Consider the following 26,557-nt stretch of genomic DNA (forward strand, 5'->3'; position numbering starts at 1 on the left):
GAGAAAATTAATGATAAAAACCAAAAACATAATTCAATAATTTTTAATACTATTTGCTGAAAAATACGTTATTTTCGTAAAAATTGTTGTTCAAGGATTAAAAAGTGTAAAAGAGAATGTATTATAAGAGGTGAATTTCATGACTGATTTTGAAAAGTTAAAAGCTGTTTTCGGTGATTTAGACATTGGATATGAAGTAGAAGAAAGAGAAAACAACAAAATAATTTTACTAGAAGCTAAAACTCATAAAAATGTTGGTGGATATGGCGGTTTTTCAACCGAATTTATTTTTGATGAAAATGAAAAATCAAAAGGCGTAAGCATTTGGGAGTAATGTTAGTTGATTTCAAATTTGTTCTTTATACAAACCTCGTAAGCGTAGCGACACGCTTGCGAGGTTTTCTATGAATAATAAATTTCTTACACTTATCACTTTCCAAGAAAGAAATCACAGCTGTTTAAACAACTTCTATTGGTGGAAAAATTCTTTTAGTTTTCGTTCTAGGATTTAATCCGAATCCTCTTTTTTCTGCAATCCTAATTGTTTGTTCGTTTGGATTCTCAATTGTTTTTAACAACAATTTAAAATCAAATTCCAAACAATTATAAGCTGCATCAAGTTCATCGGCTAGTTTATGAAGTTCAGACACTTCATTTCTAAGAAATATAACTTCTTCTTCTTGTGTTGCCAAATTAATTTCATTTGAAGAAAACCAATCACCTTCTCCATTGTTAAATACAACATAACATGATTTAATATGATTTTCTCTAATGCTTTGTATTTCTCCAAGAGAATCTTTCCATTCTCCCATTGTAATTTTTACAATTGATAATTCTTGCATTTTTCTACGCTCCCTCCCCTAAACCAAATAAATAGCGCCGTCTTTTTTTATAGGTTAGTTGCCCTTTCATAACTCCCTTGAAAATATTCAACATTTAAAAACCCGCCTATTCACTTATAAATAGACGGTTTTTTTAGCAACTGCTTCATATATTGTTCTAATTATTGGTTGAAAGAAGCTTTCCCAACAAGTTTATGACAGATAATTGTTACAGCTTTTTTGAAAAGATGACATCTAGTACAGTCGCTCTAAAAACTAAAGATTCGTCGATATTTCTTGATGCTACGCTTATTTTTTCAAATCCAATTTGACCAAGAAATTCCTCTTCTTCCTTGCTCTCTATGGTGGTACCTATTTCGCATACATTTATCTTTTCCTTTGATAAAGTTAATAACTTATTTCGCATATCCAAAAATAAATCTTTCATGTATTCATTTTTATTTTGGGTATGTGTATTCACTATAAGAGAACCGCAATATAAGAAAATATCCTTGTTCTTATAGTTAAGTAAAAAGTTTGGTATTTCATTCTTTTTTACAGTTCCTTTTAACACGCCTTCATAAATACCCTTAGAAAGAGGATATAACGAATAAATACCTGTTACTCCTTCTTCCGTTTCTAAAACCCTATAAACATAGCTGTTCTTTTTGAAAACTTGATGAAAAAATGTTTCATTTAGTTTTATTTGGTTTGAGTTCATCTTGTTATATAACTCTACTATTTTGTGTATATCATTGGTGGTCGCATTTCTTATTGTTTTCATCAAAAATCCTCCTCATTAGTAATAAACGAAGATAGTTTCTATAATTTGAACAAAAAGAAACCACGCATTATCATTCTAAATTAACTATTAGTTGGGCATATGCACAATTCGATTCAAAAAAAATCAACCCTGATTTGGGTTGTTTTTTTCTAATGATTAGGAAAAGATTTTTATCTTATCATTAGATGAACTGGATGCTTTAAGAAATTCAGATTGTAATAATTGATGTTTCATTTTTATCTCTTCTTTTACCTTACGGAAATAATAAGATTTAATTTCAAGATTACTCATGTCATCAAATGAACCTTTTTCATGCGACCAGTAAAAATTCTTTGCTGCATAAAAAGCGTTCCGTTTCAAGAAGTTCTTTGATTCCAATTTTTTATCAAGAGATTTAGTGGATTCAATCAAAGCCTCTCCTTGCTCTATTAATTTTTTAAATTCAAATTCATGCTTTGCAGTAATTTTATCAAGTTCCGCGATTTTCTTAGCTTTTGTTAATATATTTTGGAATTTAGCACGGTTATCTAGTCTGTTATATCTATACATTTCATCTATGTATATGTACAAACAAAATTCTGCGCCAAGTTTGAATACCTCATATAATCTTTTGTGCTCTTCATCGTCTGCAATTAGTTTCTTTGCTATTTGCTCTATATCCTGAAGTTTACAATCCAACTCTGTTGGTAGCTTTTTAAACAACGGTGCATTTTTTTCTGCCAAACCTGCTAAAATACCCGCATACTTTAAAATATTCTCATTTCCGTTGCTATAGAAGTCATTAAAAGATATCTCTTCTTCAGCCTTATATATAAAACCCTCTAACAACTTACTATCCCTTTTCAAAGCCACTGTTTGAGAGAAAGCAAAAGATTTTTCGAATGTAGATTCGAGGTATTGAATGTATTTATTATAGTTCATAGTTGAACTCTCCTTTCACTATTAAATTTTTATTTGAAACATTATAGTTCAAAAAAATAAAATGGTATGAAAAAAGTTTAGTTTTTCGTAAAAAAGAAAGATATATCCTAAATCACAAATGTAAATAGGTTATTTTTACTTCTATCATTCATTAAAAATAAATAAAAAAAATACCAAGCTTTTTGCCTGGTACTAAAGAAAAAGAATATTTCCCTTTCCTAAGAAAGGGAGATGTGTACAAACAGCTGTAATTGCTGTTAAAGCGTAATCAAAATTACGTATTTCACATCTACTACTATGCCCATTTGTTTTGCCCAAAAATAACCGCCACTTCCTAATGTGCCCATAAAACATAAAACGTGTATCCTAAAATATAGAACCTTTAAAAATCTTTTATTTTGTCCAGTAATTGCCCTATCGCCCATAGTGCAATTACTTTGGTAAGAAAAATGTATTTTTAACTTTATTCTCCTGTTTCATTTCACCTTTTGATTAACTTCAATATTACTGCCCTGAAAGGGTTGAATCCCATTGGTTGTCGAGAAACAGGTTTACTAGTTTTTTTCGTCTTTTCGTTTTCTCTTTTTTTATACCTATAATCAGTATCCACTAAAATGCTGTGTCGAATCATAACGTTTTCCGCTGCCTCCTAACAACACCACTTAATACGTAGTCGCATATAAAAGTGATATACAATGTATATACATAGTATATCAAACAATAAAACATATTTCTATAGTTTTTTAAAAAATTTCTTCACTTTTTAGCAAAAGAAAAAACCTTTTCCGAATCCGAAAAAGGTTTTTAAGTTTAGTTAATTATAATGTTTTAGTTTATTAAAAAACGAATAAAAGATGTTTATTTTTTAATTTCAATTCGCTCAATAGGGTAAATGGTTATTAACCATGAAAATACTTGGAAAACAAACGTTTTATATTGCTTGCTTTTCAAAATCCACTTCTTCAGCTTTGAATGGAAATCCATTTCTTGTTTTAACGACATAACAATAGTCTTCGGACTGAATGATAGTATTGATTCCATTCCTTTCTTTTTCAATCTTAATATTGAACCCTGCTAATTGAAGTGATTCCTTTTTATTACCTTTTAATTGAAAATCATCATAATAATCATTGAATTGGTCACTAGTTAAAGCCTTAAATAGCATATCCATTTCATCATAGTTCCAATCAGCTGATAACGCTGCATGTTGCAAAGTAATCGCCTCTTCTGTAATTGCCCCTCTACTATGAACACTAGCCAAATTATGCGAACTTGTAAACACTGTATCCTCTACCAACCACTTGAGTCTCAATGACGCATGAAATTCCTCAAATAAACTAGTAATTGGATTGTTAAAGAACAATGTATCAAACTCATATTCTGTTCCTATTACGGTAAGTTTTAATGTTAATGGTTCCAAAGAAGATAAAGAATACATAAGGGAATAATTACAAGCCTGTATCTTTCTTTGAAATGGTTTAAATAAAATTTCAGGCGTAGCCTCTTTATGATTTCTGTTCTTAATAAAACGATTAAAATCTAATTCGATATTCTTAAGAGAAGGAAAAAGTTGTTCAAAAACACTATTTTCATTTCTAAAAACCCATTCTGCATTATTGTAATCTTCTAAACAAACTAATGCTTGCTCTTCTTCATTACATTTCGCAAAAGAATGTTCTTGTAAAGCTTGTTCCCAGGATTCACTTAAAGGTATTGTCCCAATCAAAACAATTGGTTGATTAGCATAACTTTCTATTATTCCTAAAGTCTCTTTAAATAGTTCCTCAGAAACCAATTGAAATTCGTTTCCAATTTCTTTGTCAACAACATCAACAATAACTGCTTGTACTCCATTAACAAATTCAGCAAATTCAATAGCAAATGTACCTTTTAATGTATTTCTGCGAACAGTAATAATGTTTGAATAACAATTTACACTGTTTGATTCCTCTTTGCACATGTGTAACTCTAAAGTTTTAAGTAGGTTTTTTTCCTTCATTGTAATTCTCCTTTTGTTGTTTTTGTGCAATTATAACATCAAAAACAAACGCCTTATTAAACTCATTTAAAAAACAGTATTTTATCTTGAAATTTATTCTTCACCAAAAACGTTTTTTTGGAAATTTTTTGTGAAACTAATCGATTTAATAATGAAATCAAACAAAATATATAGAAAGAGAGAATTTATTTGCAAATAATTTTATAAAAACGATTATAAACAAATAAAAACAAAAATAAAAGCTCGCAATATAAATTGCAAGCTTCTATTTATAGATTCACGTTTTTTCTGAAATTATTTATTATTAACAAGTGTTTTTTTAAGATTTTCGTAGCTTAAATTTTTTACTTCTTCATCAGTTATAATATTTCCTTCTGAAATTAAATCATTAACGTTAACATTCTTTTCAACACTAAATTCCTCTTTGATTGTCGATATCAATTCTTTTAAATCTCCAATTTCAACATCAGAAACATCTTCTTTTGAGAAGATAGTGATGCCTCTTTGTTCATGTGGAAAATATTCAAATACATCTTCATCAATATTTTCATCAATAGTAGGAATATATTCATTTTTTTCTTCTGTATCCTCTAATAAGAAATCATCATCGTAGTCTTCAATTTCCGTATTGTTTAACTCTGAAGTTTGGTCATTATTAGATGTTTCAATAACATTGTTTTCTTTAGATGAATCTTCCTCTGTTGCAGAAGAAATGTTCTTTTTAGTAGTTTCTCTTTTGAAGATTCTAGTAAATACACTAGTTTTATTAGTTTCTTCGAAAGCAGCTTTTTCATCATTATTCTCTATTTCTTCTACATAAACACTGTTCTGTACAGAATCTTTGTAAATGTTATTGTTGATACTCATAAGGTTCCCTTGTTTGGAATCATTTTCACCGTTGAAGTTTTTTATGATTTCAGGGGCTGCCTTCAAAGCAGAAGTAAAAATAATAAAAGAAAACATAGATAATAAGGCACCGATTATTTGAAAATATATTAACGAATCTAAGTTAAACATTTATGGACTCCCCTCGTCCTCAAAGTAAAAAATTTTAATGGATAATTCTATTGGTAGAATTTATTTCATTTATATAAAATAACGGTTAATCATTAGTAAACTTTAATTATGAATTTAGAAATTTATTAGAAAAAAAATCAACTCAATCATATATGAATTTTCCGGCTAACGAAGGGATATTTCTTTTTCTTCCCAATAAGGAGGTAGGAGTTGATTTTAACAAATGATTAGAAATAGTATTCCAAATATATTTACTTTAAGTAATCTATTTTGCGGATTCTTATCCATTGTGTTTGCTGCTAATCACGATTTCAACAATGCAGCACTATTAATATTAATTGGAATGATGTTGGACAGCATGGATGGTAGAGTAGCAAGGATGTTGCGTGCACAAACGGAAATGGGAAAAGAGCTCGACTCTTTAGCAGATATTGTAACCTTTGGCGTTGCTCCTTCTATTCTTGTATATTACGTTTCATTTTCGTCTTACGGAATGATAGGTCTTTGGGTTGCAGGACTGTTCCCTTTGTTTGGAGCATATAGATTGGCTAGATTTAATATTAGCACAAAGAGTTCAAATGAATACTTTACAGGTGTTCCTATCACCGCTGCTGGTGGAATTTTAACATTATTATCTACATTACACATGTGGATTCCTGGCATCGTAATTAACGCTTCTTTTATGGCTTTGTGCTTTTTAATGGTAAGTACGTTGAAGATTCCAAGCTTTAAAAATATACCTTTGCCTAAATATGGGACAATAATAACTGTTCTTCTTGGTTGTGTTATATACTTGGTATCTGTAAGTGAATATGCTGAAATGCCTTATTTTATTTATATTGCAATTCCACTATATGTTGCTTTCATAGGTTATAGAATCAAAAGAACACAAAATCATAAAAAAAGAAATATCACGGAGAAAAGAAATAGGAATGGAAAAAAATAATATAGTTCGTCTTCACACGAAAAACATAAAAAGCCTCCGAACTTACTTCGGAGGCTTTTCTTGTTCAAATTCATCTTTTGGTATATGAATCCATCTTGCCAAATATCCCTGTTCATACACCGACTTTAGTAAAATTGTAATGATTGGAGAAGCTATAATTCCTGCTACACCAAAGAAAGATAAAGAAATAATCATGATGGAAAGCATTACGAATGCAGATACTCCTAATGAATCCCCTGCTATTTTCGGCTCCATTATTTGTCTGAAAAGCATAGTAAATCCAAGTAAACATAACAAGAAAATACCGAAACCTGTTTTTCCTACAATAAAGCAATAAATAGCCCAAGGGACAAATATAACCGGTATACCAAGCAAAGGTAAAATATCCAATATAGCTGACAACACAGCAATTGAAAATGCATTTGGAACCTTAGCAATTAATAATCCAACAAAGATAATCGAGAAACTAAAACCGATTAATTTCAATTGTGCTTTTGCATATTTTCCGATTCCTGCGAAAACATTCGTTTTAAGGAATTTTAATGTTTCACGAAGACTCTTAGGTGTTTTGGTTTGAATAAATATTTTCCAATCATCAATTTCTAAACATAATAAATATGCCAAAATTACACCAATAAGACAATTAGCTGTGCTCGAAAATGCGGAGCCAATTCCACCAAAAAGACCCTTCAGTAAACTAGTTGCTAAATTAGATATCTTTGTAGCTAGAAGTTGACCAGCTTCTTGTATTTTTTCCATAACATCAGGAGGAATAGAACTTAATTTTGTTTGGAAGAAATCCATTCTTCCTAAAGTGAAATGTTTTAAATAATCTACACATTTTGGAATTAATATTGCCAATTGCTCGATTTGAGAGGTAAGTATGGCTCCTACCGTGATAACAGTTATAAAAATTGATAAAATGAAGACCAGCATAACAATAGGAGTTGCTAATGATAACTTCATTCCCTTTCTTCTTAAAAAGTTCAATATCGGAGAAACCATCCCATAAATTAATAATGCAATAAAAATAGGTGCAGCTATATTAAATACACCGGTTAAAAGTAATGATAAACAATAAATAGTTAGCAACAATAGCCCTATTTCAATAATAGTTCTTGCCCATTTTTTATAAAACAATAACATGTCGTCACCTCTTTCATATTTTTATATATTCAGGGTAAAAACCTCTATGAATTATATAAAATTAAAAACGGCACAAAATGTGCCGTCATAAATTTTTTACATAAACAAAAGTTATTCGAATAAGAATAATAGTCTATTCATTCGCTCTATTTCTTCTATTTTTTCTTTAATTGTATACGGTGTAGTAGCATCAAATACTAGCGGAGAACTTTTATGATGCTTTATCATTCTTAATTCAATCATTAGTTTTTTTCCTTCCAGGAAACTAAGTACATAATGCTTATTTCTTAATTTAAAATGAATGCCTTTGGTAAACAGGTTACTATTAATAATCTGTGTGTTTCCTAATTCAAATGATTCATCACCACTTAATTCTTTTAAAGATGAAAATAACTTTTCCACTTCTTTGAATGTATCTATAATCATTGAATTGCTGTAAAGGCACCAATGCAAAGAAGAATTATTTAGAAAATGAAATATGTTCATCCCAGAAGATATCAAACAATGGTCTTTCTCAAAAATTGAATACACTACATCATTCTCTATTTCTTTTAAAAAGTGGTTTCTAAACGATTTATTTCTGCGATATATAATATATCCATTCCCCTTTTGTTTGTGATAGATTTTCAAAAAATGATGTAAATGCATTGCGTAATTTTGAAAATCATTGATTATTTGCTTTTCTAGAGGTTCATAAAACTCGATTCCATAGGTATCTATGTTACCTATACTTTTATCTCTATCTATAAATAGACGAGGAATCCCGATGGTTTCTTTTCCGAAGGCTGCATATCGCTCATGAGTAAATGTGTCATGGTAAACCATTGCGTCTATTTTATTTTGAACAAAGTATTGCATCAAACTTTCGTAAAAGTCTTTTTCCTCCATTGATTGTCACCCCTCTTATCTAACTAAAGGTGATAATATATAAAAACTTAATTTATTCAAGAAAAATTGTGATAATTTAATCTGAAAAATAAAATTATGTTAGAATTTTTAAGGCGGAATTTCGCTTTAAATAAGAGAAGAGAAAATAAGGAGAAATTATGATGACAAAAAATTTAAAAATCCAACACAAGAGTATATTTATTCTGAGTCTTATCTCGCTTATTTGCTTTGGAATTATGGCTGTTTTAGTAATTAATCAAAAAACAGCAACATTTGATAGCAAAGTCATAGCATTTATTCAAGGATTGGAATCCCCTTTTTTGACAACTATTATGAAGTTTTTCACAACTATTGGTTCAACAAAAACTGTTGCGATACTATGTCTAATTATAATGTGTGTTCTTTACAAAGTATTAAAACAACGTTCGGAATGTTTGTTGTTTATTACTGCTATTTTAGGTACGAACGTTCTATTTATTTCATTAAAGTTTCTAATTCAACGGGAACGCCCATCTTTACATCGTCTAATCGAAGAAACCGGTTATAGTTTCCCCAGTGGTCATTCAACGATAGCATTTGCTCTTTATGCTACTGTTTTATTTCTGTTATGGAGACATGTCCGTGTTCAATGGAAAAGAGTTATATTAACTGTACTAGTTTCTATGATGATTATATCTATTGGTATTAGTCGTATCTATGTAGGTGTCCATTACCCTAGTGATGTATTGGCAGGTTTTCTAATTGCTGCATTCTGGATTACACTAGTTATTGGGATTCATCAAAAATATCAAGAAAATGCTAGTAATAAAAATTTGTTATTAAAAATGAAGAGTAATAAAGTTTCTTAAATTTAATCTCTTTTCATAGAAATTGTTGATTTTATATAGATGCAAAAGAGATGATTTGTCTATGCTATAATAAGAAAAAATAAATAAAGTTCGTTTATAGAGGAGAAGAAAAAATGAAAGTTGTAATTAAATTAGGAGAGGTCCTAAAAAAACGAGGCATGACACAAAAAGAATTAGCTAAATTAACAGGAATACGTGAATCAGGTATCTCATCATTGGTTCGTTGTTCTCAAACTTCGTTTAATAAAGAGCAAATAGCTAAAATCGCTACGGTACTAGAAATTACAGATATTAAAGAATTAATTGATTTTGAAATCGCAAATTAATCGTTAGTAAAAACAAGAATATCGTACATTAAACAAAATAAAAACCCACAAGACTTTCCGAATAATTTGGAGGGTCTTTTTTATTTGTGTGGCGCATGTTTGAAATAAATAAAACAAAGAAAGATTAACTTTTTCATTAAACAAAACAAAAAAATGTTTCAATTTGTTATAATTCCCTGAACTAGAGGAGGGATATCATTGGTTAAAAGATTATTGGTAAGTGGTTACAAAAGCTCTGAACTTGGTATATTTAAAAAAGACCACCCTGGTATACACATTATTAAAACTGCACTAGAAAGAAAGCTACGGGAACTATTGGATGAAAATGTATTGGAATGGGTGATTACCAGTGGTCAGGTTGGAGTTGAGCATTACGTATGCGAGGTTGTGTTTCAATTACAACTCGACTATCCGGAATTAAAATTAGCAATCCTTCCTCCTTTTTTAAATCAAGAAGAACGATGGAATGAAGAAACAAAAGAATATTATAATTTCATCTTAGAACAGGCTGATTTTGTAAAAAGTATTACAGATAGAAATTATGAAGGTCCCTGGCAATTTAAAGCCAAAAACAAATTTTTACTGGATAACACTGATGGATTGTTACTTGTTTATGATGATGAAAAAGAAGGTTCACCGAAGTTTCTGAAACGTGAAGCTGATGAAAGAATGAAAGATGGATATTCATTTTTCTTAATTAACGCTTATGATTTGCAATCAATCGCAGAAAATATACAAGAAGAACAAAGAACAGATTGGTAAGATTGATTTAAATATTAAAAATCACTAAAAAAAGCATTGAAGTTATCAATGCTTTTTTTAATCAGAAAATACCCCTCTTTTTAAATCCGATAAAACACTTGTAAATCTTTTTGAATTTTCTTCGGAAGGTTCAATGATAAATTTAAATTTATCAACCCATGTTTTTGAACTTGAAAAAATAAAGATAAAATTCAAATCATAATTTTGGTATTTATATCGAAATATGTTTATTTGATACTTTTCCTCTCCTTGGTATGATTCCAATACCGTTTCACTAGCATCAAGATTAGTTAAATAAAAAGGTATACTATCCGCTGCTTCCCATGAGCCAAAAACATCTACCAATGTGTTAAATGATTGTTCAATTATAGATGGGTCTGAAAAGTTGATATTTTGGTTTATCGATTTTCTTTTTAATTGTTTAACAAAACAAGAAAAATTCCAATGAGGATTCATAATTAAATTCTTTAATTTGTTCTCTTCTATTAAATTATCAATAAAAGTGAGAAAAGGATTTAAATTATATGTTTTATTATTCATATCCCATATAGGAATTTTTATGCTGGAATCAATATCTAATACTTCCTTGCTTATTCTAAAATCAGTAATAACCTTTGACTTTTCAACACAATTTGACCTAACAACGTTTGATTCTTTAACACAATTTAACCAAAAATACTGGCTACCACAATATATTTGTAGAACACTATTAAATAACCGATACCACTCTCTAGTATGTAATCCATATTCACCATTTAAGCATAATAATGGTCTGGAAGATTTAATTTCCTCTAAAACAGGAAGAAAATCTAAAAAACGTTCAATCCTATTTTTTAATCTCAATCTTACATAGAACCCTAGTATCCGTTCCTCTAATGCCTTATCAAAGTGATACATAAATCTTTTATAAACATCGCTTCTTGTTGATTGTAATGTTTTATTAATTTTAAGTGAAAACATATTATTGATAGAAGTTTCAAGCCTTGCAACAATCGCTTCTTGAAGATTATTAGGAAGAATATATTTAGTTACAAAAACAACGCCTTGTTTATCTCTTTCTGTAGCTCGTATCATCCAATAATTAATAACGATATCTATGCAATCTAGAACAATGGATATGTCAGTTTCTTTTAGTTGTACATCAACTTTTTTGATATGAAAATCTCTAGGTATATTTGTAAAATCAAGATTAACAATACTAGTACCTAATACATTTCTACCGTTGTGATGAATTTTCACTTGGAAATCCCCATAAGAAATCAGAAATTCATCTTTATTAATAAATTTCCCGTTTATTTTTGTTGTTCCATATTTCGTAGTTATTTTGTTTTCTGTTATCTTTTTGAGCTCAGGTAAATTTAGTTTTCTGCTCATTTGGATGCACCTCTTATTTGAGTATAAACAGTATTTTGAAAGATTAGGAGATTTCAAAATTCTAATCAACTGCTTAGATATTGTTTCCTTTTCATTTACGGAATGTTAAATATAATTGTTCATCTTTCTCTTATGTATTTTTTCCTAAGTATTTTGTAATTTCCTACTGTGTGTACTGAAAGAAAATCAACTATTGGTTCTTTTTAATTGTTTGAATTTAATTTAAAAAAATCTGTCTATAATAGACAGATTTTATGCTTTTACTGAGTTTTTTTTACTAAGCAAAGAAATGCTTAACGCAGTAATTACTAATGTTGAAAAATAAAATTTATTGTTAGCTCCTGTACAGATATTGTATGAACTAAATAATCCTATTAAAGCTAAACCAGTAATTAAAGATAATTTTTTAAAATTCATTGTTGTTTTCTCCTTTGATGTTTTTCAAAAAATATCACAGTTTATAAAATATACAACAAAAAATTTCAAATTATACTAATTGCCTTTATTATGAAACAAATATTTCACATCTATGTATACGAAAAAACAAAAACCAGAGGAGTACCCCTGGCTCTTTACCACTTATCATAAAAAGTCTTATTTTTTTCAATGGTTGTGGAATTGTTGGAACCATCCTTATCAGTTCCAACAATGTTAGATGAAGATGCGAAAACTGGTTGGTTTTGCTCAACAACTGTTTCTTGAGGTTCATTTCGATGTTCCATATCAAAAAGGTGAATGAGCATATACTGTTGTACTTTATTGTGAGGAATATGTTTTACTACTTTTTCAGAACCCGCATTTGTTTGCAATTCTACATTTTCAATGCATTGATTGAGTTGTCTAATGTTATCGAACTCGATAGCAGTTCTACCACTCATTACATTATGTAAGACATACCTACCTTTTTCATTGAATGTAACCAGGTTATAAGAAAGGAGTCCTGCGTTTGTTTTTGTTATAATCATGTCTCCTTTGTTAATAACGTACCAATTACCTTCAAATAACTTTTCTACAGATACATTGAAGAATTCTGCCATTTTGGTAGCCAAATATAGAGAGGGTTCTAATTCCCCTGTTTTAATGGAAGCAATGTCATGAACGGAGATGTTGCAATATGCTGCTAGTTCGGCTTCTATATCGTGGAGATGAACATCTTTATCTGCTTTTTGAATGGTCAATTTGTTCTCTATGAACTTTTCAAGGATTTCTGATAATTTGCACTCTAATTTTTCATTTCTATCTACTCTTAATAATTCAGATTGAGTCACGCCTTCAATCCCCTCCTCTGCTAAAAATACACGAACTAATTATACACTTTGTTTAAAGCAGAACACAAAGGAATTTTTAGTTAATTAATAAAAAATTAACATATATGAATATTTTATTGGTGTAACTAAAAATAAAAAGGTCACTTTAACAAAAATGACCTTTTTAAGTATTCGAACACTCTGATATACATCAGCTGCTTCACTTAATTTTCGAAGAAGAAATTATTCGCCTGGTGACACTAAATCTAATACATTGGGGATATTTTTTTCCTTTTTGAAATTTCGCATGACAATAGGAAGTTTGAATAAAGGTTGTAGACCAATTTTGTTAGTAAGTTTGTGTACTTCAATGTTTTTTACTAGCGTAGCAACATCGTACTCTCCTATTACTTTGTCCAAGATGTAAAATATTTTCTCTAGATTCTCCATAAGTCTACCATTGTAGTCTTTTATGAAAATTTGCAATGACATGCCATCATCGAAAACTTCCTGTTTTTTAAAATATATATCTTTGAAATTTAATCTGCTATCTCCATATCCTAGTGCCATTGTTTTAAGTTGTTCCAAATTTTTATGAGGTGATTTGAAAGGAACAAATTTGAACTGGGATGAATCAGGAGCATTTCTTACCATATCAAAAACAATAGGAAACACACTTTTAACCCCTCCGGCACTTATATAAAATTCAAATTTATGATTATCATCTGGATTTAAGAAAAATTCATATGCTAAATTTGTATTCACGCGCTTTAAACGAACAGATAGTTTATCGAAAAACGGTGATTTGTTTGGAGAGTTCACCTTACTTTGATTAGAATAATAATCCGTGAGAGTATTGTAAAGTTTCAATTCATGTTGTTTAAACCAATCCCAAAACTCTTTTATTTTTTCAGCCTGATTTATTTCCACAGCTGCTCCTCCTTTTATTAACGAATATCAAACGAAGTCAATGAATCCATTCTATCACAAAGGGAAATAGCAGAAAAGAGATTACAAATGAACAAAGTTTTTCTCGATTTGTCATGTGTAATTAAAATGCCATTTCAGAAATATCTAGAAAATAGATTAATCTATAAAAAAATAATGTATGATATAAAAAAACCGAAAGAGGTCAAAAAAATGAACCAAAGTACATACGTTGCAAATGTTGTAGGAAATGAATGGTCAAAGGAAATTGAAGTCGCTATAAAGGAGACTCTTCATAAATTGAAAACTGTACCTAAATTCGGAAAATATTTAGATACACTAGATAAAATTACAATTGAAAGAAGCATACTTAAAGAGGATGAAAACACTTTAGGTGTATATAGACCAAACCAAAAGAATATTGCGTTATTTATAAATGGAATTAAAACCATCCCACAAGCAATCTATGTGTTTATTCATGAATGTAGTCATCATATTTGTGAAGAGTATTTGGGAGGTTTAGATAGAGACTATGATAGCAATCGACCAAACGCTGCCTATTTTAGAGAAGAAATACGCGCGGATAGTCTTGCTGTCGCATTATTAAAAAAATACTTCAATCAAAATAATTTATTTCAACAAATTATTAAAGAAACTCTTAAACGAGTTGCAGTCATGAATAAGCATTTAAAATCAATTCTTTCTGGATTGACATCTAAATTCGACGCATACGGAAGTTGGAGTTATGGAATTGATTGGAACAAGTATTCAACATGGGAGATTTCAATAGATGGAAATACACCCCTTTCAACTTTAGCGTTAGCTTGTTAGATTTAGAAGAAATTAAAATTAAAACACCAAACTAGTAATTTAGTATCGGTGTTTTTTTTCATTATCATTTCAAGGCAATAATTATTGTACCTATAGTACATAAAACAGAAATAATTTGATGCTGCTTCGAAAATATGAAGTAGTAAAAAATATGTTTGAACAGTTAAAAACGAGACTTGAACATAAAACAAGTCTCGTTACATATGATTGTAATGTATTACAAAATCAATAAAATATTAATTCGCATTCTTCATTAGGTTCTTCAATCTGTATCCTTCATATAATTCTTTTTCTTCTTGTGTTCTTTGGTTTAAGTAAGGTTCTAACCAATCATATCTTCCATAAAAAACAAACTCATCCAGATACTTATCTGTTAATTCGAAATTACAATTCATCAATCTATGAAATGATTTTTTTGCATCTTTTTCATTTGATTTAGCTTCTAAAAAGATTTTTTTGAATGTATTGGGACTAATAGGTTTTCTAATAGAGGAAGTATATACATAACCTTTATAGGCAAAATAAGCTGTAACTTGTTCATATTCAAAATACCTATTACCATCTATAAAAGTTCCTCTTTCCGATTTCCTGATATTCGTTTTTCCATAACCATAATACGTTCCTCCGTGACCAACAGGAATACAAGGAGCATCCTTTGCATCGTAGTATCTTCCGTTCTCATCTTCGGTAAGTCGACAATCCTTCATCCTAACAAAGGAAATATAAGTAGCATCTACAGGATTTCCATCTACGTCTCTATCTTTTTCGGGGTTCCCACTTCTATATGCTAATTCGGTATTCTTTTTCACTTTCATTCCTTGTAAGTACATTAAAATCTCTCCCTTTATACATAGTTTTTTCTATTGGAACTCTTTTAACGAATCAAAACTCTATTATCCATTATTAACCTCTTGTCCATTATCTAACACCTCTTTAATTGATTTTTTATATTGTAACAAAGTATCTGAAAATTTGTTAAAAACTAATAAATTAAAACAAAAAACCGATTCAATTTATTTGAATCGGTTTGGATGAGACTAACAATATCTAATTAGACTGTTATAAAATTTATGCATTTTAAAAACTCAGTTTTTGCATCTTCAGTTTCCCATTCATAAGCATAACCAACAGGGTTGCAAATTACATTTTTCCCTCGATAGTCTTCAATTAGACCGTATCTTCGATGAGTGTGACCAAATAACACATAGTTGATATTGGAACAACCATCTAAGAGTTGTCCTATTTTATCAGAACCCATAAATGCATTGCATAGATTCCATTCCCCATCGCTGCTATAAGTTACAAAATCTTTATATGGAATAAAATGATTTACGAAAATCACTTTTTTATCTTTATGTTCTTCTAATTGGTTTTTGAATTTATTTAAAATCATTTCAAAAACTTGTTCATCATCCATCTGCCACTTTACATACTTAGCATCATCCCATAGAGATTTTTTTCTCTGTTTAATAATACTCGAAGGAACGATATCTAAAGCATAACTATAATCGTACCAGCCCATATCACCGATTATGACGTTATCTTCATCGATAAGGAAGGGTTTGTCTATTAATGAAGATTCGTGTTCTTTTAATAGATTATAGCTATCCCAAGATGTGTCTGCGAATTTCGTAACATCATGATTACCAGGTATAAATAAAACTTTTTTACCAGTCTCCTCCTGGATTTTATTAATGATATTAATCGAAGTACGGGAAGAATTTGATAAATCTCCTGTAATAAGAAGAATATCATATGTAATTTCATTTAATGCAGCTAATAAATCCAGAAATACATCCCTCTTTAATAATAGTGAGTTAGTATCCAAATGAATATCTGTCATAGTTGCTATTTTCATGTCCAACATCCTTTGTAAATTCATCTTTAAAACTATATTAACAAAAAAATTTTGTTAAATGTTTAAATTAATAGAGTTATTATTAATACGAATTCGGAAATACACCTTTTTTATCACAAATATTACAATAGTGATAAGAAAACATATTACCTGCACAATCAAAATCTTCATCTGAATAATAACTTGTATCTGTGTGTTTACAAATACTATACATTTGTATTATAAGTTGTTCTTTCTCTTGAAAAGAAATATTTTTTGATTGTAATTGTTTCTTGATTCCATTTACTTTCTGCTTCCAAAAGAAAAAATCAATAAAACTTGTAAGTATGCCCATTGCTATTATCCCCCTTTTTGTTATTCTAATCTATGTAATCTTAGCATATTTTGATTTCCTTAAAATGAATTAGGCATTTTAATATAAAAAGAATACTTTTAAAGGGTATATGGTTCATAAACTTAAAATAATAGTAGTATTTGATACATTGTATCGAAATAATAATTTAATTAAAAGGAGGCTGAATAAATATGATTCCAAAAGAGATTTTAGTGGTTATAATAGGCAACGTTATAACATTTGGTGCATTAATGTGGTATTGTGCTAACTTAAGAAAAATGGTAGAAAAAGATGCGCAAAAAGAACTAAGAAAAATCTCCAACAAAACCTCCGAAAAAACTATTTAATTCATGCGTCACCTAAAATATAAAACTTCAATAATTATAATCGTCTTCATGTTAAATGAAAATGCTCAGTTTTTATAAACTGAGCATTTTTCGTTCTTTGATGAAATGTATCACATTTGAATGTATTCAGTTACCTTCTTTCCTTTTTAAGATTCTACTTCATTTAAGGTTCCTTTATAAGACGAACCTCTATGGAACAAATTACTTTTCATGCAAATTAATTTGTTCCATAGGCTTGTTATACAAGAAACAAAGCATTGTATACTTATTTGAATATTAATAAAAATTTATAGAAAATAATTTCATATTGTGTTAATATTTTCTTGCATATATTAATAGAAAATACGTGTCGATTGAAAGATAGTCTATCTTTTTAGTAAATAAACTGCATATATTTCTTTTTTAATTAATAGTATGAAATGTAGTGTTTGAAAACTACTTCTAAACACTATGTATGCAGCATTTGTTACAGAGATTGGTTATTTTTTTCTTCACGTTTTTCAAAAATACCTACATAAGGGGTTGAAAAGATGAGTAATTGGCAAGACAAAGTTGGTGAAATTGGCACAAAAGTTACCGATGCTGTGGAACAGCAAAAACAACGTATCGCTCAAAGCCAGGAGGCAAGTGCGATGCAAAAGCAGATTCAAACTCTATTGGACAAGAAAGCAATGTTATATTTCAACATTGGGCAACAGGTATACGAATTTGTGAGAAAAGGTAATGTTATCCCTGATGAAATTTCTATTCCTAGTGAAGAACTTCGTGAAATTGATGTTAACATTTTCAATTTACAAGGAAGACTGAGTGCATTAGAGACAGCAAATCAAAGTACATTGTTATGTCCGAATCCAGATTGTAAAAAACCCATCCAAGCAGATGATAAATTTTGCGGAGCATGTGGTCGAAAACAAGAAAAACCTACAGTGGGTCCACAAGTACAGTGTATACAATGCGAACAAAATATTCCGGAACAAGCAAAGTTTTGCAACATTTGCGGGACGGGACAAAAAGCGGTGAAAAACTATGCATTGTAGAAGTTGTGGAGAAGCCGTTCTACCTTTAGGGCAATACTGCGTGAATTGTGGGGATGATGCGCTATCTAAAAAAATGAATTTACAATTAGAAGGAAAAGCTTTTCCATATTGTAACGGATGCGGAACTCATAATGAAAAAGGTAGCATTCATTGTATTGGATGTGGAAACTCCCTTGTTCAATACACACAAAAAAGCAATGATTCCATATTAAAAAAGGTAGCTGAGTCAGCAAATAACCAAAGAACAAAGTTACCAAAAGCAAATTCTCTTTCTTTAGACAGCCTTAACCCAAAAGATATCCTACAAACATTGAAATTAAAAAGTATATTGTTTTCGTTTTCTATTGCTTTTGTCTCCACGTTAATTTTCTTTTTTGTTCTTTCTTTTTCTGCAAAGAAAGATATTGTTTCTTTTCTACAAGAAGGAGTTCGCGGCGATTTTGCTGCAATATTCTTTGGGAATATCGATTCAGTTGTTCCGGACTTCTACAATAAAATGTTAGGTGCTCCTTTTTTATTGTTGCAGTCATTAGGAGCTAAATTTTATATGAATATCGGAACAGATGGAGCTTCATTATATACTCCTATTTTCGGCTTAGGTATTTTAATCGCATTTGTTTTTTACCTTACCGGGAAAGGTATTAGAAAAGGAACTCAAGTTTCTTCTTTACCTGGTCATATTGTGAACTCATTAGTTGTTGGGGTACTTTTTTCAATTTGTTCGTTAGTCCTTTCATTTTTCACAAAAGACTCTGTAACAGTTGATGATATTTCCAGTTCCTACGGCATTTCTTCAATAAGTGCAATGTGGAATAGTTTCGTAATAGGAACAGTGTTCAGCCTAATCGGAAGTTTGTCTCAGCAAGGAAAAGAGGAACAGAAATGGCTACCAACTATGACTAAGGAGGCGTGGCGTACACATCTCATTTTCTTAGCTGGTATTCTTATAGTTACTATTATCTCTTTATTCAACACAAACGGAGCGCCTTCTGCTACTAGTTTAATACCATACTACGTTGGGTATATATTTATGCTATTGCAATGGATTATGGTACCTTTTGGTTCCTTTGCGTTTAATGTTCAAAATATGCCTTCAAGTTTTGGATTGAATATTAGTTCGGATATCTCTATGGGTTCATTTAAGAAGATAGAAGGAAAAACAATGACTGGAGATATAAATTTCACACAAAGCATTTTAAGTGAATTTAGTTTTCTTCACACAATCATGTTGATTGCGCTAGTTGCTCTTGTACTATATGTAGCATTCATCGGATACCGTCATGCATCTAAGCTTCAATTATCTACACAGTTGGCAGCTGTTAAAAGTAGTTTACTATTTGGCATTGTATTTTCTTTCATTATGGCATGCTGGATGCATTTCGTTCGAATGGGATTAACAGTTTCAAGTAAAACTACTTCACATGATGCATTTCTATTGGCACCAAATTTCTTAAAAACACTATTTATAGCATTTATCCTTATCAGTTTATTTCATTATGCGGGTTCATATTGGAGATTACACAAAAACGGAATAAAATGGTAGTTAGTGATGGGCGTTTTTATACGCCCATTTTTTTAAAATAGAAAGGAGAATACTACGTGGAATTTTGTAAAGAATGCGGAACTAAAAGAAAAAAAGAAAGTGATAGAGTGTGTACGAATTGCGGCACCCCCTTCCCTGCTTCTACAATTACCGAAGAAAATAAAGTTCACCATGAACCGTTAGATATACCTATAGAATCAAAAGAGGAAAAGTCTCATAAAAGAACAGAAAGAACGAAAAAAAAGAAAACCGGTTCTTCATTTAAATGGATATCTGGAATTTCCGCCGGTCTCATTGTTGTTGGTGGAATAGGATTTGGATACTTTTATGTACAAAAAAATTATGGCATTGATTCTTTTGTTGTTAAAGCAGACACAGCAATTAAAAACCAGGATACTTCTGCTTTGAAAAACATGATAATAAAAGATGAAAATAACACTCCCCTGTCTCAAAAAGAAACTCAAAAGCTTATTGAAGATATACATGATTCTGATTCAATAAAAGAAAAAGTATTACGTTCATTAGATGCACAGTCAAAAGGGAAAAAACAAGATGAAGTTGTATTAAAAGTCGTAAAAAGCTCTGAAAAGAAATGGTTAGTTGTCCCTCAATATAAATTGTCAGTAGTTCCTGTGCAATTTGATTTTACTGTACCTGCTGATTCCGTAGTTACAATTGATGATAAAAAAATAAAGACGAATAAAGACGGGAAAGTATCGGTAAAAGACATGATTCCAGGTTTGCATTCGGTAAAAGCAACAAAAGATGCTGAAGAAGTTGAATTGAATGTAGAGGCATGGAACTCTAAAGAAGTAGATACTTCTGAACTTGAAAATGCTTTTGAAAAATTAGATGGAACACAGGTAGTTAGTGCCGATAAAAATACCAATGGTAACAGTAACAATAACAGTGGTAACAACAATAACAATGTTAACAGCAGCAGCGATAACAGTAATAATAGTAACAGCAGTAATAACAGCAATAATAATACAAAAAATCAAAATGGTACTAGTACCCAAAATACACCAAACAACCAGTCTTCTAACGAATTGTCTTTAGAACAAGCGCAAGAATTTATAAATGAATACTTAGCGGCAGGTATCGCTACATTTAATAATCGTGACATAAAATATGTAAAAACGTTTATTGAACCTAATAGTGCAGAACTAAAAAACATTTCAGATTATCTTGTTACTCTTGAGAAAAAAGGAATTAAAGAGGACCTTATTGGAGCCGATGTTCTTAACGTATCAAAAGTATCTGAAAATGTGTATAACATTAATGTATTCTCTAAATACAACATTTCGTTTAATAATGGCGAAACAAAGCGTTTCCAAAGTTATAATGTGGTCTATCAAGTTGTGCAAAAAAATAATTCTATTCTTTTACGAAAGAATGTTAAAGAAGACCTTGTAGAAAAACGAGACTTATAATAATTGCTGCTCCTCATGTAAAATAAAATATGTTTTAACAACAAAAAACCTCGAATGATTCGAGGTTTTTTTAATGTAATATCGTTATGAGATTAGTAAACTAAAAATATATGATTTCAAGAAATATATGCTGCTACTTTTAATAAGCAAGACTCTTTATTTTGACCTCTTCTTCTAAATAAAAATCTTTATCTTTTCCTTCTTCAAAATTAATCGTTGCTCTCATTCCAATCCAACGTATCATTTTATCATTTTGGAAGTAATAACGATGTTCTTCTCCTGAATGAGCACTAAATGAAAAGAACAGTTTTCCGTCATTCCAGTAATAAAATTCTGTCTTCCCTCCGCCATCAGGAGAATTTTCCACGACTTTCTTTCTTGTTACTCCATTTTTGTCTTTGTATACAGTGGCACCTTTTCCATCAACAGTCTTTTGTAAATTACCTTGAGTATTGTTTATATTCCCATACTCTGCTCTAATTTTAAGAACTTGTGACTCTACTTCACTATCACTGAAGGAAGCTTTAGTCTGTTGCTGATTTGTTTGTTGGTTCCCTTGCTGCTGCCCGCTTGTAGAAGAATCTTTACCGTTTGTACCTTTTTCTTCTTTTGTTTTTGCATCTTGCTTAGTTTCCTGCTTTGTATCATTTTTCGCTACGACAGGAGCTGCCTCTGTAGAGCTAGCAATCGCTTCAATTCTGCTATTTATTTCTGATTCAATATCTTTTGAATTTTGTTGCCAAACATCATAAGACCACTTTTCTTCTTTCTCACCATTTTTCGCTACAAAACTATGCATACCCTGTACTGGTGTCTTTAAGGTTGTTGAAGAATCTCCCGAAGACTTTACCTTTTTCCCATCCATTTCTAATGTGACGTTATTTGGAATAGATAATGATAGGGATACTGGCTCGAAAGCTATTTCATACTGTTTAAATACAAACCACTTCTTCTCTTTTTTCTCTTGTAAACGAAGAATGAAAGGTTTTGTTTTTTCGTTATTTTGGATTGCTTTTTCTTGTTCTTTTAGAGAATCTTTAACTTTTTTCTCTATGTCTTTATAATAATCCAAACTAGAAAGTAAGTTTTCTGTATATCCTCCGATTGAAGATTTATCTATTCCATCATAATTTGCTATTTGTTGAAATTTCTTTTTATCTAATTTTTCCATAGAAACGATAGCTTCATTTACAACATGTTCTGGACCTGTTGCATCCTTTATGTATAGATAACCCGAAATGCCTCCTCCTAGAAGTAATCCAGCACATGTCATTAATATTGCCGGCTTAAGAATCGGCTTACCTTTTTTATTGCTTCTTTTATGGTTGTTGTTTTCTGGTTGTTGAGTGATAGATGAATTCACTTGTTCATTTTTCTGTACTTGTATATGCTCTTCTGGAAAACTTGAGCCACATTTCGTACAAACTTTATCCGTACTTCGTTTTCTAGGATTGCCGCATTTCGTACAAAACACTTCTTTATCCGTATTCATAAACTAACACCTTCCTATTCTATGTACTTTACTCTATTATATCTTCGAATCGGAACGAAAAGAATAGTTTTTGGAAAATTTATCTTAATAAGTAAAAGTTTTAATATCCTGTTTCCTATATTCTTTATCACACAAAAATATATAGAAATTAAAAAGGGTTCTGAAAGAATAACTATAATTTAAATACCAATAACAAATTAACAGAAAATTATTTATCTTTTAACTATGTAAGCGCTTTTCCTTGCGAATTTTATTTTTTTATGATAAATTATTAGAAAATTTTAAAACTTCTAAAACTTTATCGTTTCAAATATAAATTACCACTCTAAAATCTTAACTAAAAAGGAGAGAACACAACATGAATTATTTTCGAAAGAAACCTATTTCTTCATTATTAAAAGAAGTAGAAGCGAAAGGCACATCATTAAAAAAAGACCTTGGAGCTTTTGATTTAGCAATGTTAGGCGTTGGTGCAATTATCGGTACAGGCATTTTCGTCCTTACAGGAGTAGCAGCAGCGACACATGCGGGACCAGCCCTTATCTTATCATTTATTTTAGCGGGACTAAGCTGTGTATTTGCCGCTCTGTGTTATGCTGAATTTGCATCTACTGTTCCAGCAGCAGGAAGTGCCTATACATATAGTTACACTGCTTTTGGTGAAATCATAGCTTGGATAATGGGATGGAGTCTTATTCTTGAATATGGTTTTTCATCATCCGCTGTAGCTAGTGGATGGTCTGGATATTTTCAAGGGTTATTAGCTGGTTTTAATATTCATCTACCTAAAGCTATAACAAATGCTTATAATCCAGCAGCAGGAACCTATGTCGATTTACCAGCTGTTTTCATAGTTTTTGTTATTACTATTCTATTGATACAGGGTGTTAAGAAATCTGCTCGATTAAATACTATCATGGTATTTGTGAAACTAGCTGTGGTCTTACTATTTATCGTAGTTGGTGCCTTTTATGTAAAACCAGAAAATTGGACACCATTTATGCCATTTGGATTTCATGGTGTAACAACTGGTGCTGCAACGGTGTTCTTTGCTTATATAGGTTTTGATGCTGTTTCAACAGCAGCTGAAGAAGTGAAGAATCCGAGAAGAAATATGCCAATTGGTATCATATCAGCATTAGTTGTTTGTACTCTCTTATATATCATAGTATCGGCTATACTTACGGGTCTTGTTCCTTATACTGAATTAAACGTTAAAAACCCAGTAGCATTTGCATTGAATTATATTCACCAAGATTGGATTGCTGGTTTAATCTCTGTTGGAGCTATCGTGGGAATTACTACTGTTCTGCTTGTTATGGTTTATGGTCAAACGCGCTTATTCTATGCAATGAGTCGTGATGGATTATTACCTGGAGTATTTTCTAAAGTGAATTCAAAAACACAGGTACCTACACTTAATACTTGGATTACAGCAGCAATGGTCGCTTTCTTTTCTGGTGTAGTTCCTTTAGGGAAATTAGCTGAGTTATCGAATATCGGAACATTGTTTGCATTTATTGTGGTTTCTATAGGTGTTGTAGTATTACGTAAGACACAACCTGATTTACCAAGAGCATTTAAAGTTCCATTTGTACCTGTTATTCCTGGTTTAGCTGTACTGTTCTGCGGTTATTTAGTTCTTCAGTTACCGATAACAACATGGATTAGTTTTGTTGTATGGTTAGTTGTTGGATTGGTTATATATTTATCATATGGAAGAAGAAAGAGTACACTGAATCACACACAAAACACAGTTGAAATTCAGAAAACAGGAACAGATATCTAATTAACAACCAAAAACAAGACATGTATTTTAAATATATTGTCTTGTTTTTTTCTTATAATAAATGAACAGTAAAAAAGTAGTCTTATAAACTACAAAAGGAGCCGGAAAAATGGCTCCTCTTTACTGTTGTATATAATGAATTAGATGATAATAAGTTCTTTTTCGTGAAATTGTAAAACGTTATCTTGTACATTCATATCCTGAATATCTGACTTCAAAAATTCAAGACGATAAATAGTGTCCGACAAAAAGGTATGTTGTGTTTCAACCACTTTAGCTTCTGCCCCTACATACTTATCTTTCAATGGATTAATACTTCTTCGGTTACTTCTCCACTTAAACAGAAACATATTGGAGAAAACTCTTACGACATCACCATCTTTAGGTTTTTCTTTTTCATGAAGAATGTTTAACGGGTGTAAATCTTTTTCTGAACGATATTCTTCAATTGCATCTAGTATTTTCGTTTTTATAATTGTAGCTGTTTGTTTTGGTAATCCATCTAAACCGGACACCTCATACCCTTCCCATCCAAAATCAGAATTCGCCTTCCCTTTCTTGATTTCTGCTTTGAATGTTAAGGAACCAATTGTGATATCATAGCCTAGCAAATTATTTTCTTTGATAACAATTGATTCATTTCCAGTTGGAATGTGTAAAAGAATAGAATTATTATTTGTTGAAGATGGTTGAGTCTCCGAATCTTTGATGTTAGTTAAATCTTCAGATGCAGCATGTTCTACCAATAGAGTGTTTGTAATCTGTTTTTTAAACTTTTTAGCACCTCTTCCAGACAAAACAAATGTAGTGGGACTAGTACGTGTAGCTGTCACATCTATACGCACTCCTTTTGTGCTGGTTTTAACTTTAAAAACATTCTCTTCTGATTCTGTGATAACTAACTCTATTTTTTCTTCTTGAATCATGTCCACCATTCCTCTTCTCTATAAATAATCCCCTCATACAATTATTTTAACATAACCTGAAATCGTAACCAATACCTGAAAATTAAAAATTGTTAATTTTTACAAATCATTTACTACGAAGAAACATTTAATTGTACTTCCATAATCTATCGTTTTGAAATTAGTAAGGGTCTCGTCTCAGTCATAGAAATAAATAAAAAAGAGAGGACATCTCCTCTCTTCAATTAATCTAATTGTTTTAGTTTTATTTCTTTGAACTGTGGCTGTAGATTTACATAGTTGTAAAATACTGTTCCACTGATTTCAAAATGTATTATTTTTGCATCCGGACCATCCTCATTTGCATAAGCAATCTTCTGTGAGTATTTATATTCCTGCCCCTCTAAATGTTCCAATTTGAGAGTATCATCATATTCCCATTCTCTTGATAATGGATTGGATTCAGGGAATTGTTTTGGTAGTTCGTTTTTCAAATCAAAAATTGGCTTAAGAATTTTTTGTGATTTTTCCTTAGACTCTTCTGTGTAAACAAAAGTTCCCGTATTTGCTAAAAGGAATTGTTCATAAGTACCAATATTTTTATTAAGAGCTAGAATTAATAAATCATCCATTGCAAATCCGAAATTATTTTCGGCAAAATGGTTTCTTTTTTCAATTTCTCCTTTATCCCATCCCTTTGAGAATTGATTGAATTCCCTAAGGTTTTGCATTTTCTTCTGCTCTTCTTGATTTAATTCTAGTTCTGCTGCATTTACTACAACAGGTTTATCATAACTCTGCGTACAACCTGTTAAATAAGAAATTGTAACCCCTAATGTTAATGCTCCAATAATCATTTTTTTCGTTTTCATGTGATAATCATCCTTTTTAAATTTTTTCAAAGTGTACCAGATAATAGAAAAAGAGGTGGGATTTTCGATTATTTTTTTGATTGTGCTGGTTTCTCTTTATTCTTAATTTA

The 26,557-nt window shown here is 30.5% G+C and carries 28 protein-coding genes; 11 read left to right on the top strand and 17 right to left on the bottom strand.

Annotation, left to right across the window (positions count from 1 at the left end; all coding sequences use genetic code 11):
• Positions 1-139 precede the first annotated feature (139 nt).
• Positions 140-334 carry a hypothetical protein gene (locus PDL00_RS05145; RefSeq protein WP_270727106.1) on the top strand — a complete coding sequence of 65 codons (195 nt, stop codon included), beginning with the start codon at positions 140-142 and terminating at the stop codon, positions 332-334.
• 124 nt (positions 335-458) lie between these two features.
• Here the strand turns inward: PDL00_RS05145 and PDL00_RS05150 are convergent, their stop codons facing one another.
• The 5 genes from PDL00_RS05150 to PDL00_RS05170 form a co-directional block, all read right to left on the bottom strand.
• The gene (locus PDL00_RS05150; RefSeq protein WP_270727108.1) at positions 459-842 is read right to left on the bottom strand and encodes a hypothetical protein; all 384 of its coding nucleotides are present in this window, start codon (positions 840-842) and stop codon (positions 459-461) included.
• A gap of 208 nt (positions 843-1,050) precedes the next feature.
• Positions 1,051-1,605 carry a hypothetical protein gene (locus PDL00_RS05155; RefSeq protein ID WP_270727111.1) on the bottom strand — a complete coding sequence of 185 codons (555 nt, stop codon included), beginning with the start codon at positions 1,603-1,605 and terminating at the stop codon, positions 1,051-1,053.
• Positions 1,606-1,761: 156 nt separating this feature from the next.
• Entirely contained in the window at positions 1,762-2,526 is a 765-nt protein-coding gene (locus PDL00_RS05160; RefSeq protein WP_270727113.1) for a hypothetical protein, read from the bottom strand.
• Between the two features lie 931 nt (positions 2,527-3,457).
• Positions 3,458-4,525 (bottom strand): hypothetical protein, encoded by a 1,068-nt coding sequence (locus PDL00_RS05165; RefSeq protein WP_270727117.1) that lies wholly within the window; start codon positions 4,523-4,525, stop codon positions 3,458-3,460.
• 294 nt (positions 4,526-4,819) lie between these two features.
• Entirely contained in the window at positions 4,820-5,542 is a 723-nt protein-coding gene (locus PDL00_RS05170) for a hypothetical protein (protein ID WP_270727119.1), read from the bottom strand.
• Positions 5,543-5,765: 223 nt separating this feature from the next.
• On the opposite strand from PDL00_RS05170, the gene pssA reads away from it, so the two are divergent.
• Positions 5,766-6,488 carry a CDP-diacylglycerol--serine O-phosphatidyltransferase gene (gene pssA, locus PDL00_RS05175; RefSeq protein ID WP_270727121.1) on the top strand — a complete coding sequence of 241 codons (723 nt, stop codon included), beginning with the start codon at positions 5,766-5,768 and terminating at the stop codon, positions 6,486-6,488.
• Positions 6,489-6,530: 42 nt separating this feature from the next.
• Here the strand turns inward: pssA and PDL00_RS05180 are convergent, their stop codons facing one another.
• Together PDL00_RS05180 and PDL00_RS05185 are read right to left on the bottom strand one after the other, a co-directional pair.
• On the bottom strand, positions 6,531-7,634 hold the full coding sequence (locus PDL00_RS05180) for an AI-2E family transporter (RefSeq protein WP_270727124.1): 1,104 nt from the start codon (positions 7,632-7,634) through the stop codon (positions 6,531-6,533).
• 111 nt (positions 7,635-7,745) lie between these two features.
• Positions 7,746-8,522 carry a hypothetical protein gene (locus PDL00_RS05185; RefSeq protein WP_270727127.1) on the bottom strand — a complete coding sequence of 259 codons (777 nt, stop codon included), beginning with the start codon at positions 8,520-8,522 and terminating at the stop codon, positions 7,746-7,748.
• Positions 8,523-8,683: 161 nt separating this feature from the next.
• Between PDL00_RS05185 and PDL00_RS05190 the strand changes: the two genes are divergently transcribed.
• The 3 genes from PDL00_RS05190 to PDL00_RS05200 all read left to right on the top strand — a co-directional run bounded on the left by PDL00_RS05190 (position 8,684) and on the right by PDL00_RS05200 (position 10,458).
• Positions 8,684-9,370 (top strand): phosphatase PAP2 family protein, encoded by a 687-nt coding sequence (locus PDL00_RS05190; protein ID WP_270727129.1) that lies wholly within the window; start codon positions 8,684-8,686, stop codon positions 9,368-9,370.
• Positions 9,371-9,483: 113 nt separating this feature from the next.
• Positions 9,484-9,696, top strand: a complete 213-nt coding sequence (locus tag PDL00_RS05195) for a helix-turn-helix domain-containing protein (RefSeq protein ID WP_270727132.1) — start codon at positions 9,484-9,486, stop codon at positions 9,694-9,696.
• 198 nt (positions 9,697-9,894) lie between these two features.
• Entirely contained in the window at positions 9,895-10,458 is a 564-nt protein-coding gene (locus PDL00_RS05200; protein WP_270727134.1) for a DUF1273 domain-containing protein, read from the top strand.
• Positions 10,459-10,515: 57 nt separating this feature from the next.
• On the opposite strand, the gene PDL00_RS05205 is transcribed toward PDL00_RS05200, so the two are convergent.
• From PDL00_RS05205 to PDL00_RS05220, 4 genes are all read right to left on the bottom strand, one after another.
• Complete coding sequence (locus tag PDL00_RS05205; protein WP_270727136.1) at positions 10,516-11,832, bottom strand: hypothetical protein; 1,317 nt, start codon at positions 11,830-11,832, stop codon at positions 10,516-10,518.
• 252 nt (positions 11,833-12,084) lie between these two features.
• A complete protein-coding gene (locus PDL00_RS05210; protein WP_270727138.1) occupies positions 12,085-12,249 on the bottom strand; it encodes a hypothetical protein in 165 nt (54 codons plus the stop codon).
• A 155-nt stretch (positions 12,250-12,404) separates the two neighbouring features.
• Complete coding sequence (locus tag PDL00_RS05215) at positions 12,405-13,100, bottom strand: helix-turn-helix transcriptional regulator (RefSeq protein ID WP_270727141.1); 696 nt, start codon at positions 13,098-13,100, stop codon at positions 12,405-12,407.
• A gap of 222 nt (positions 13,101-13,322) precedes the next feature.
• Positions 13,323-14,009, bottom strand: a complete 687-nt coding sequence (locus tag PDL00_RS05220; protein ID WP_270727144.1) for a hypothetical protein — start codon at positions 14,007-14,009, stop codon at positions 13,323-13,325.
• A gap of 210 nt (positions 14,010-14,219) precedes the next feature.
• Here PDL00_RS05220 and PDL00_RS05225 point away from each other — a divergent pair, with 210 nt between their 5' ends.
• Entirely contained in the window at positions 14,220-14,837 is a 618-nt protein-coding gene (locus PDL00_RS05225) for a hypothetical protein (protein WP_270727147.1), read from the top strand.
• Positions 14,838-15,073: 236 nt separating this feature from the next.
• Here the strand turns inward: PDL00_RS05225 and PDL00_RS05230 are convergent, their stop codons facing one another.
• The 3 genes from PDL00_RS05230 to PDL00_RS05240 form a co-directional block, all read right to left on the bottom strand.
• Positions 15,074-15,667 (bottom strand): hypothetical protein, encoded by a 594-nt coding sequence (locus tag PDL00_RS05230; protein WP_270727151.1) that lies wholly within the window; start codon positions 15,665-15,667, stop codon positions 15,074-15,076.
• A gap of 221 nt (positions 15,668-15,888) precedes the next feature.
• A complete protein-coding gene (locus PDL00_RS05235; protein ID WP_270727154.1) occupies positions 15,889-16,695 on the bottom strand; it encodes a metallophosphoesterase in 807 nt (268 codons plus the stop codon).
• A gap of 82 nt (positions 16,696-16,777) precedes the next feature.
• A complete protein-coding gene (locus PDL00_RS05240; protein WP_270727155.1) occupies positions 16,778-17,029 on the bottom strand; it encodes a hypothetical protein in 252 nt (83 codons plus the stop codon).
• A gap of 191 nt (positions 17,030-17,220) precedes the next feature.
• Between PDL00_RS05240 and PDL00_RS05245 the strand changes: the two genes are divergently transcribed.
• The 4 genes from PDL00_RS05245 (at position 17,221) to PDL00_RS05260 (ending at position 21,389) form a co-directional block, all read left to right on the top strand.
• Positions 17,221-17,376 (top strand): hypothetical protein, encoded by a 156-nt coding sequence (locus PDL00_RS05245; protein ID WP_170953030.1) that lies wholly within the window; start codon positions 17,221-17,223, stop codon positions 17,374-17,376.
• Positions 17,377-17,906: 530 nt separating this feature from the next.
• Positions 17,907-18,413, top strand: coding sequence for a zinc ribbon domain-containing protein (locus PDL00_RS05250; RefSeq protein WP_270727157.1), 507 nt, complete (start codon positions 17,907-17,909; stop codon positions 18,411-18,413).
• Positions 18,403-19,956, top strand: a complete 1,554-nt coding sequence (locus tag PDL00_RS05255) for a hypothetical protein (protein WP_270727159.1) — start codon at positions 18,403-18,405, stop codon at positions 19,954-19,956. The genes PDL00_RS05250 and PDL00_RS05255 overlap by 11 nt, the downstream gene beginning before the upstream one ends.
• A gap of 56 nt (positions 19,957-20,012) precedes the next feature.
• Positions 20,013-21,389 carry a TcaA NTF2-like domain-containing protein gene (locus tag PDL00_RS05260; RefSeq protein WP_270727161.1) on the top strand — a complete coding sequence of 459 codons (1,377 nt, stop codon included), beginning with the start codon at positions 20,013-20,015 and terminating at the stop codon, positions 21,387-21,389.
• Between the two features lie 139 nt (positions 21,390-21,528).
• Here the strand turns inward: PDL00_RS05260 and PDL00_RS05265 are convergent, their stop codons facing one another.
• A complete protein-coding gene (locus tag PDL00_RS05265; RefSeq protein ID WP_270727163.1) occupies positions 21,529-22,881 on the bottom strand; it encodes a hypothetical protein in 1,353 nt (450 codons plus the stop codon).
• A 358-nt stretch (positions 22,882-23,239) separates the two neighbouring features.
• On the opposite strand from PDL00_RS05265, the gene PDL00_RS05270 reads away from it, so the two are divergent.
• Entirely contained in the window at positions 23,240-24,670 is a 1,431-nt protein-coding gene (locus PDL00_RS05270; RefSeq protein ID WP_270727165.1) for an amino acid permease, read from the top strand.
• Between the two features lie 140 nt (positions 24,671-24,810).
• Here PDL00_RS05270 and PDL00_RS05275 read toward each other — a convergent pair whose 3' ends face one another.
• Both PDL00_RS05275 and PDL00_RS05280 read right to left on the bottom strand, forming a co-directional pair.
• Positions 24,811-25,596, bottom strand: coding sequence for a hypothetical protein (locus PDL00_RS05275; protein WP_270727167.1), 786 nt, complete (start codon positions 25,594-25,596; stop codon positions 24,811-24,813).
• A 224-nt stretch (positions 25,597-25,820) separates the two neighbouring features.
• On the bottom strand, positions 25,821-26,447 hold the full coding sequence (locus PDL00_RS05280; protein WP_098517317.1) for a hypothetical protein: 627 nt from the start codon (positions 26,445-26,447) through the stop codon (positions 25,821-25,823).
• Positions 26,448-26,557 lie beyond the last annotated feature (110 nt).

The organism is Bacillus cereus group sp. TH152-1LC (genome assembly GCF_027710505.1).
Classification (GTDB): Bacteria; Bacillota; Bacilli; order Bacillales; family Bacillaceae_G; genus Bacillus_A; species Bacillus_A mobilis.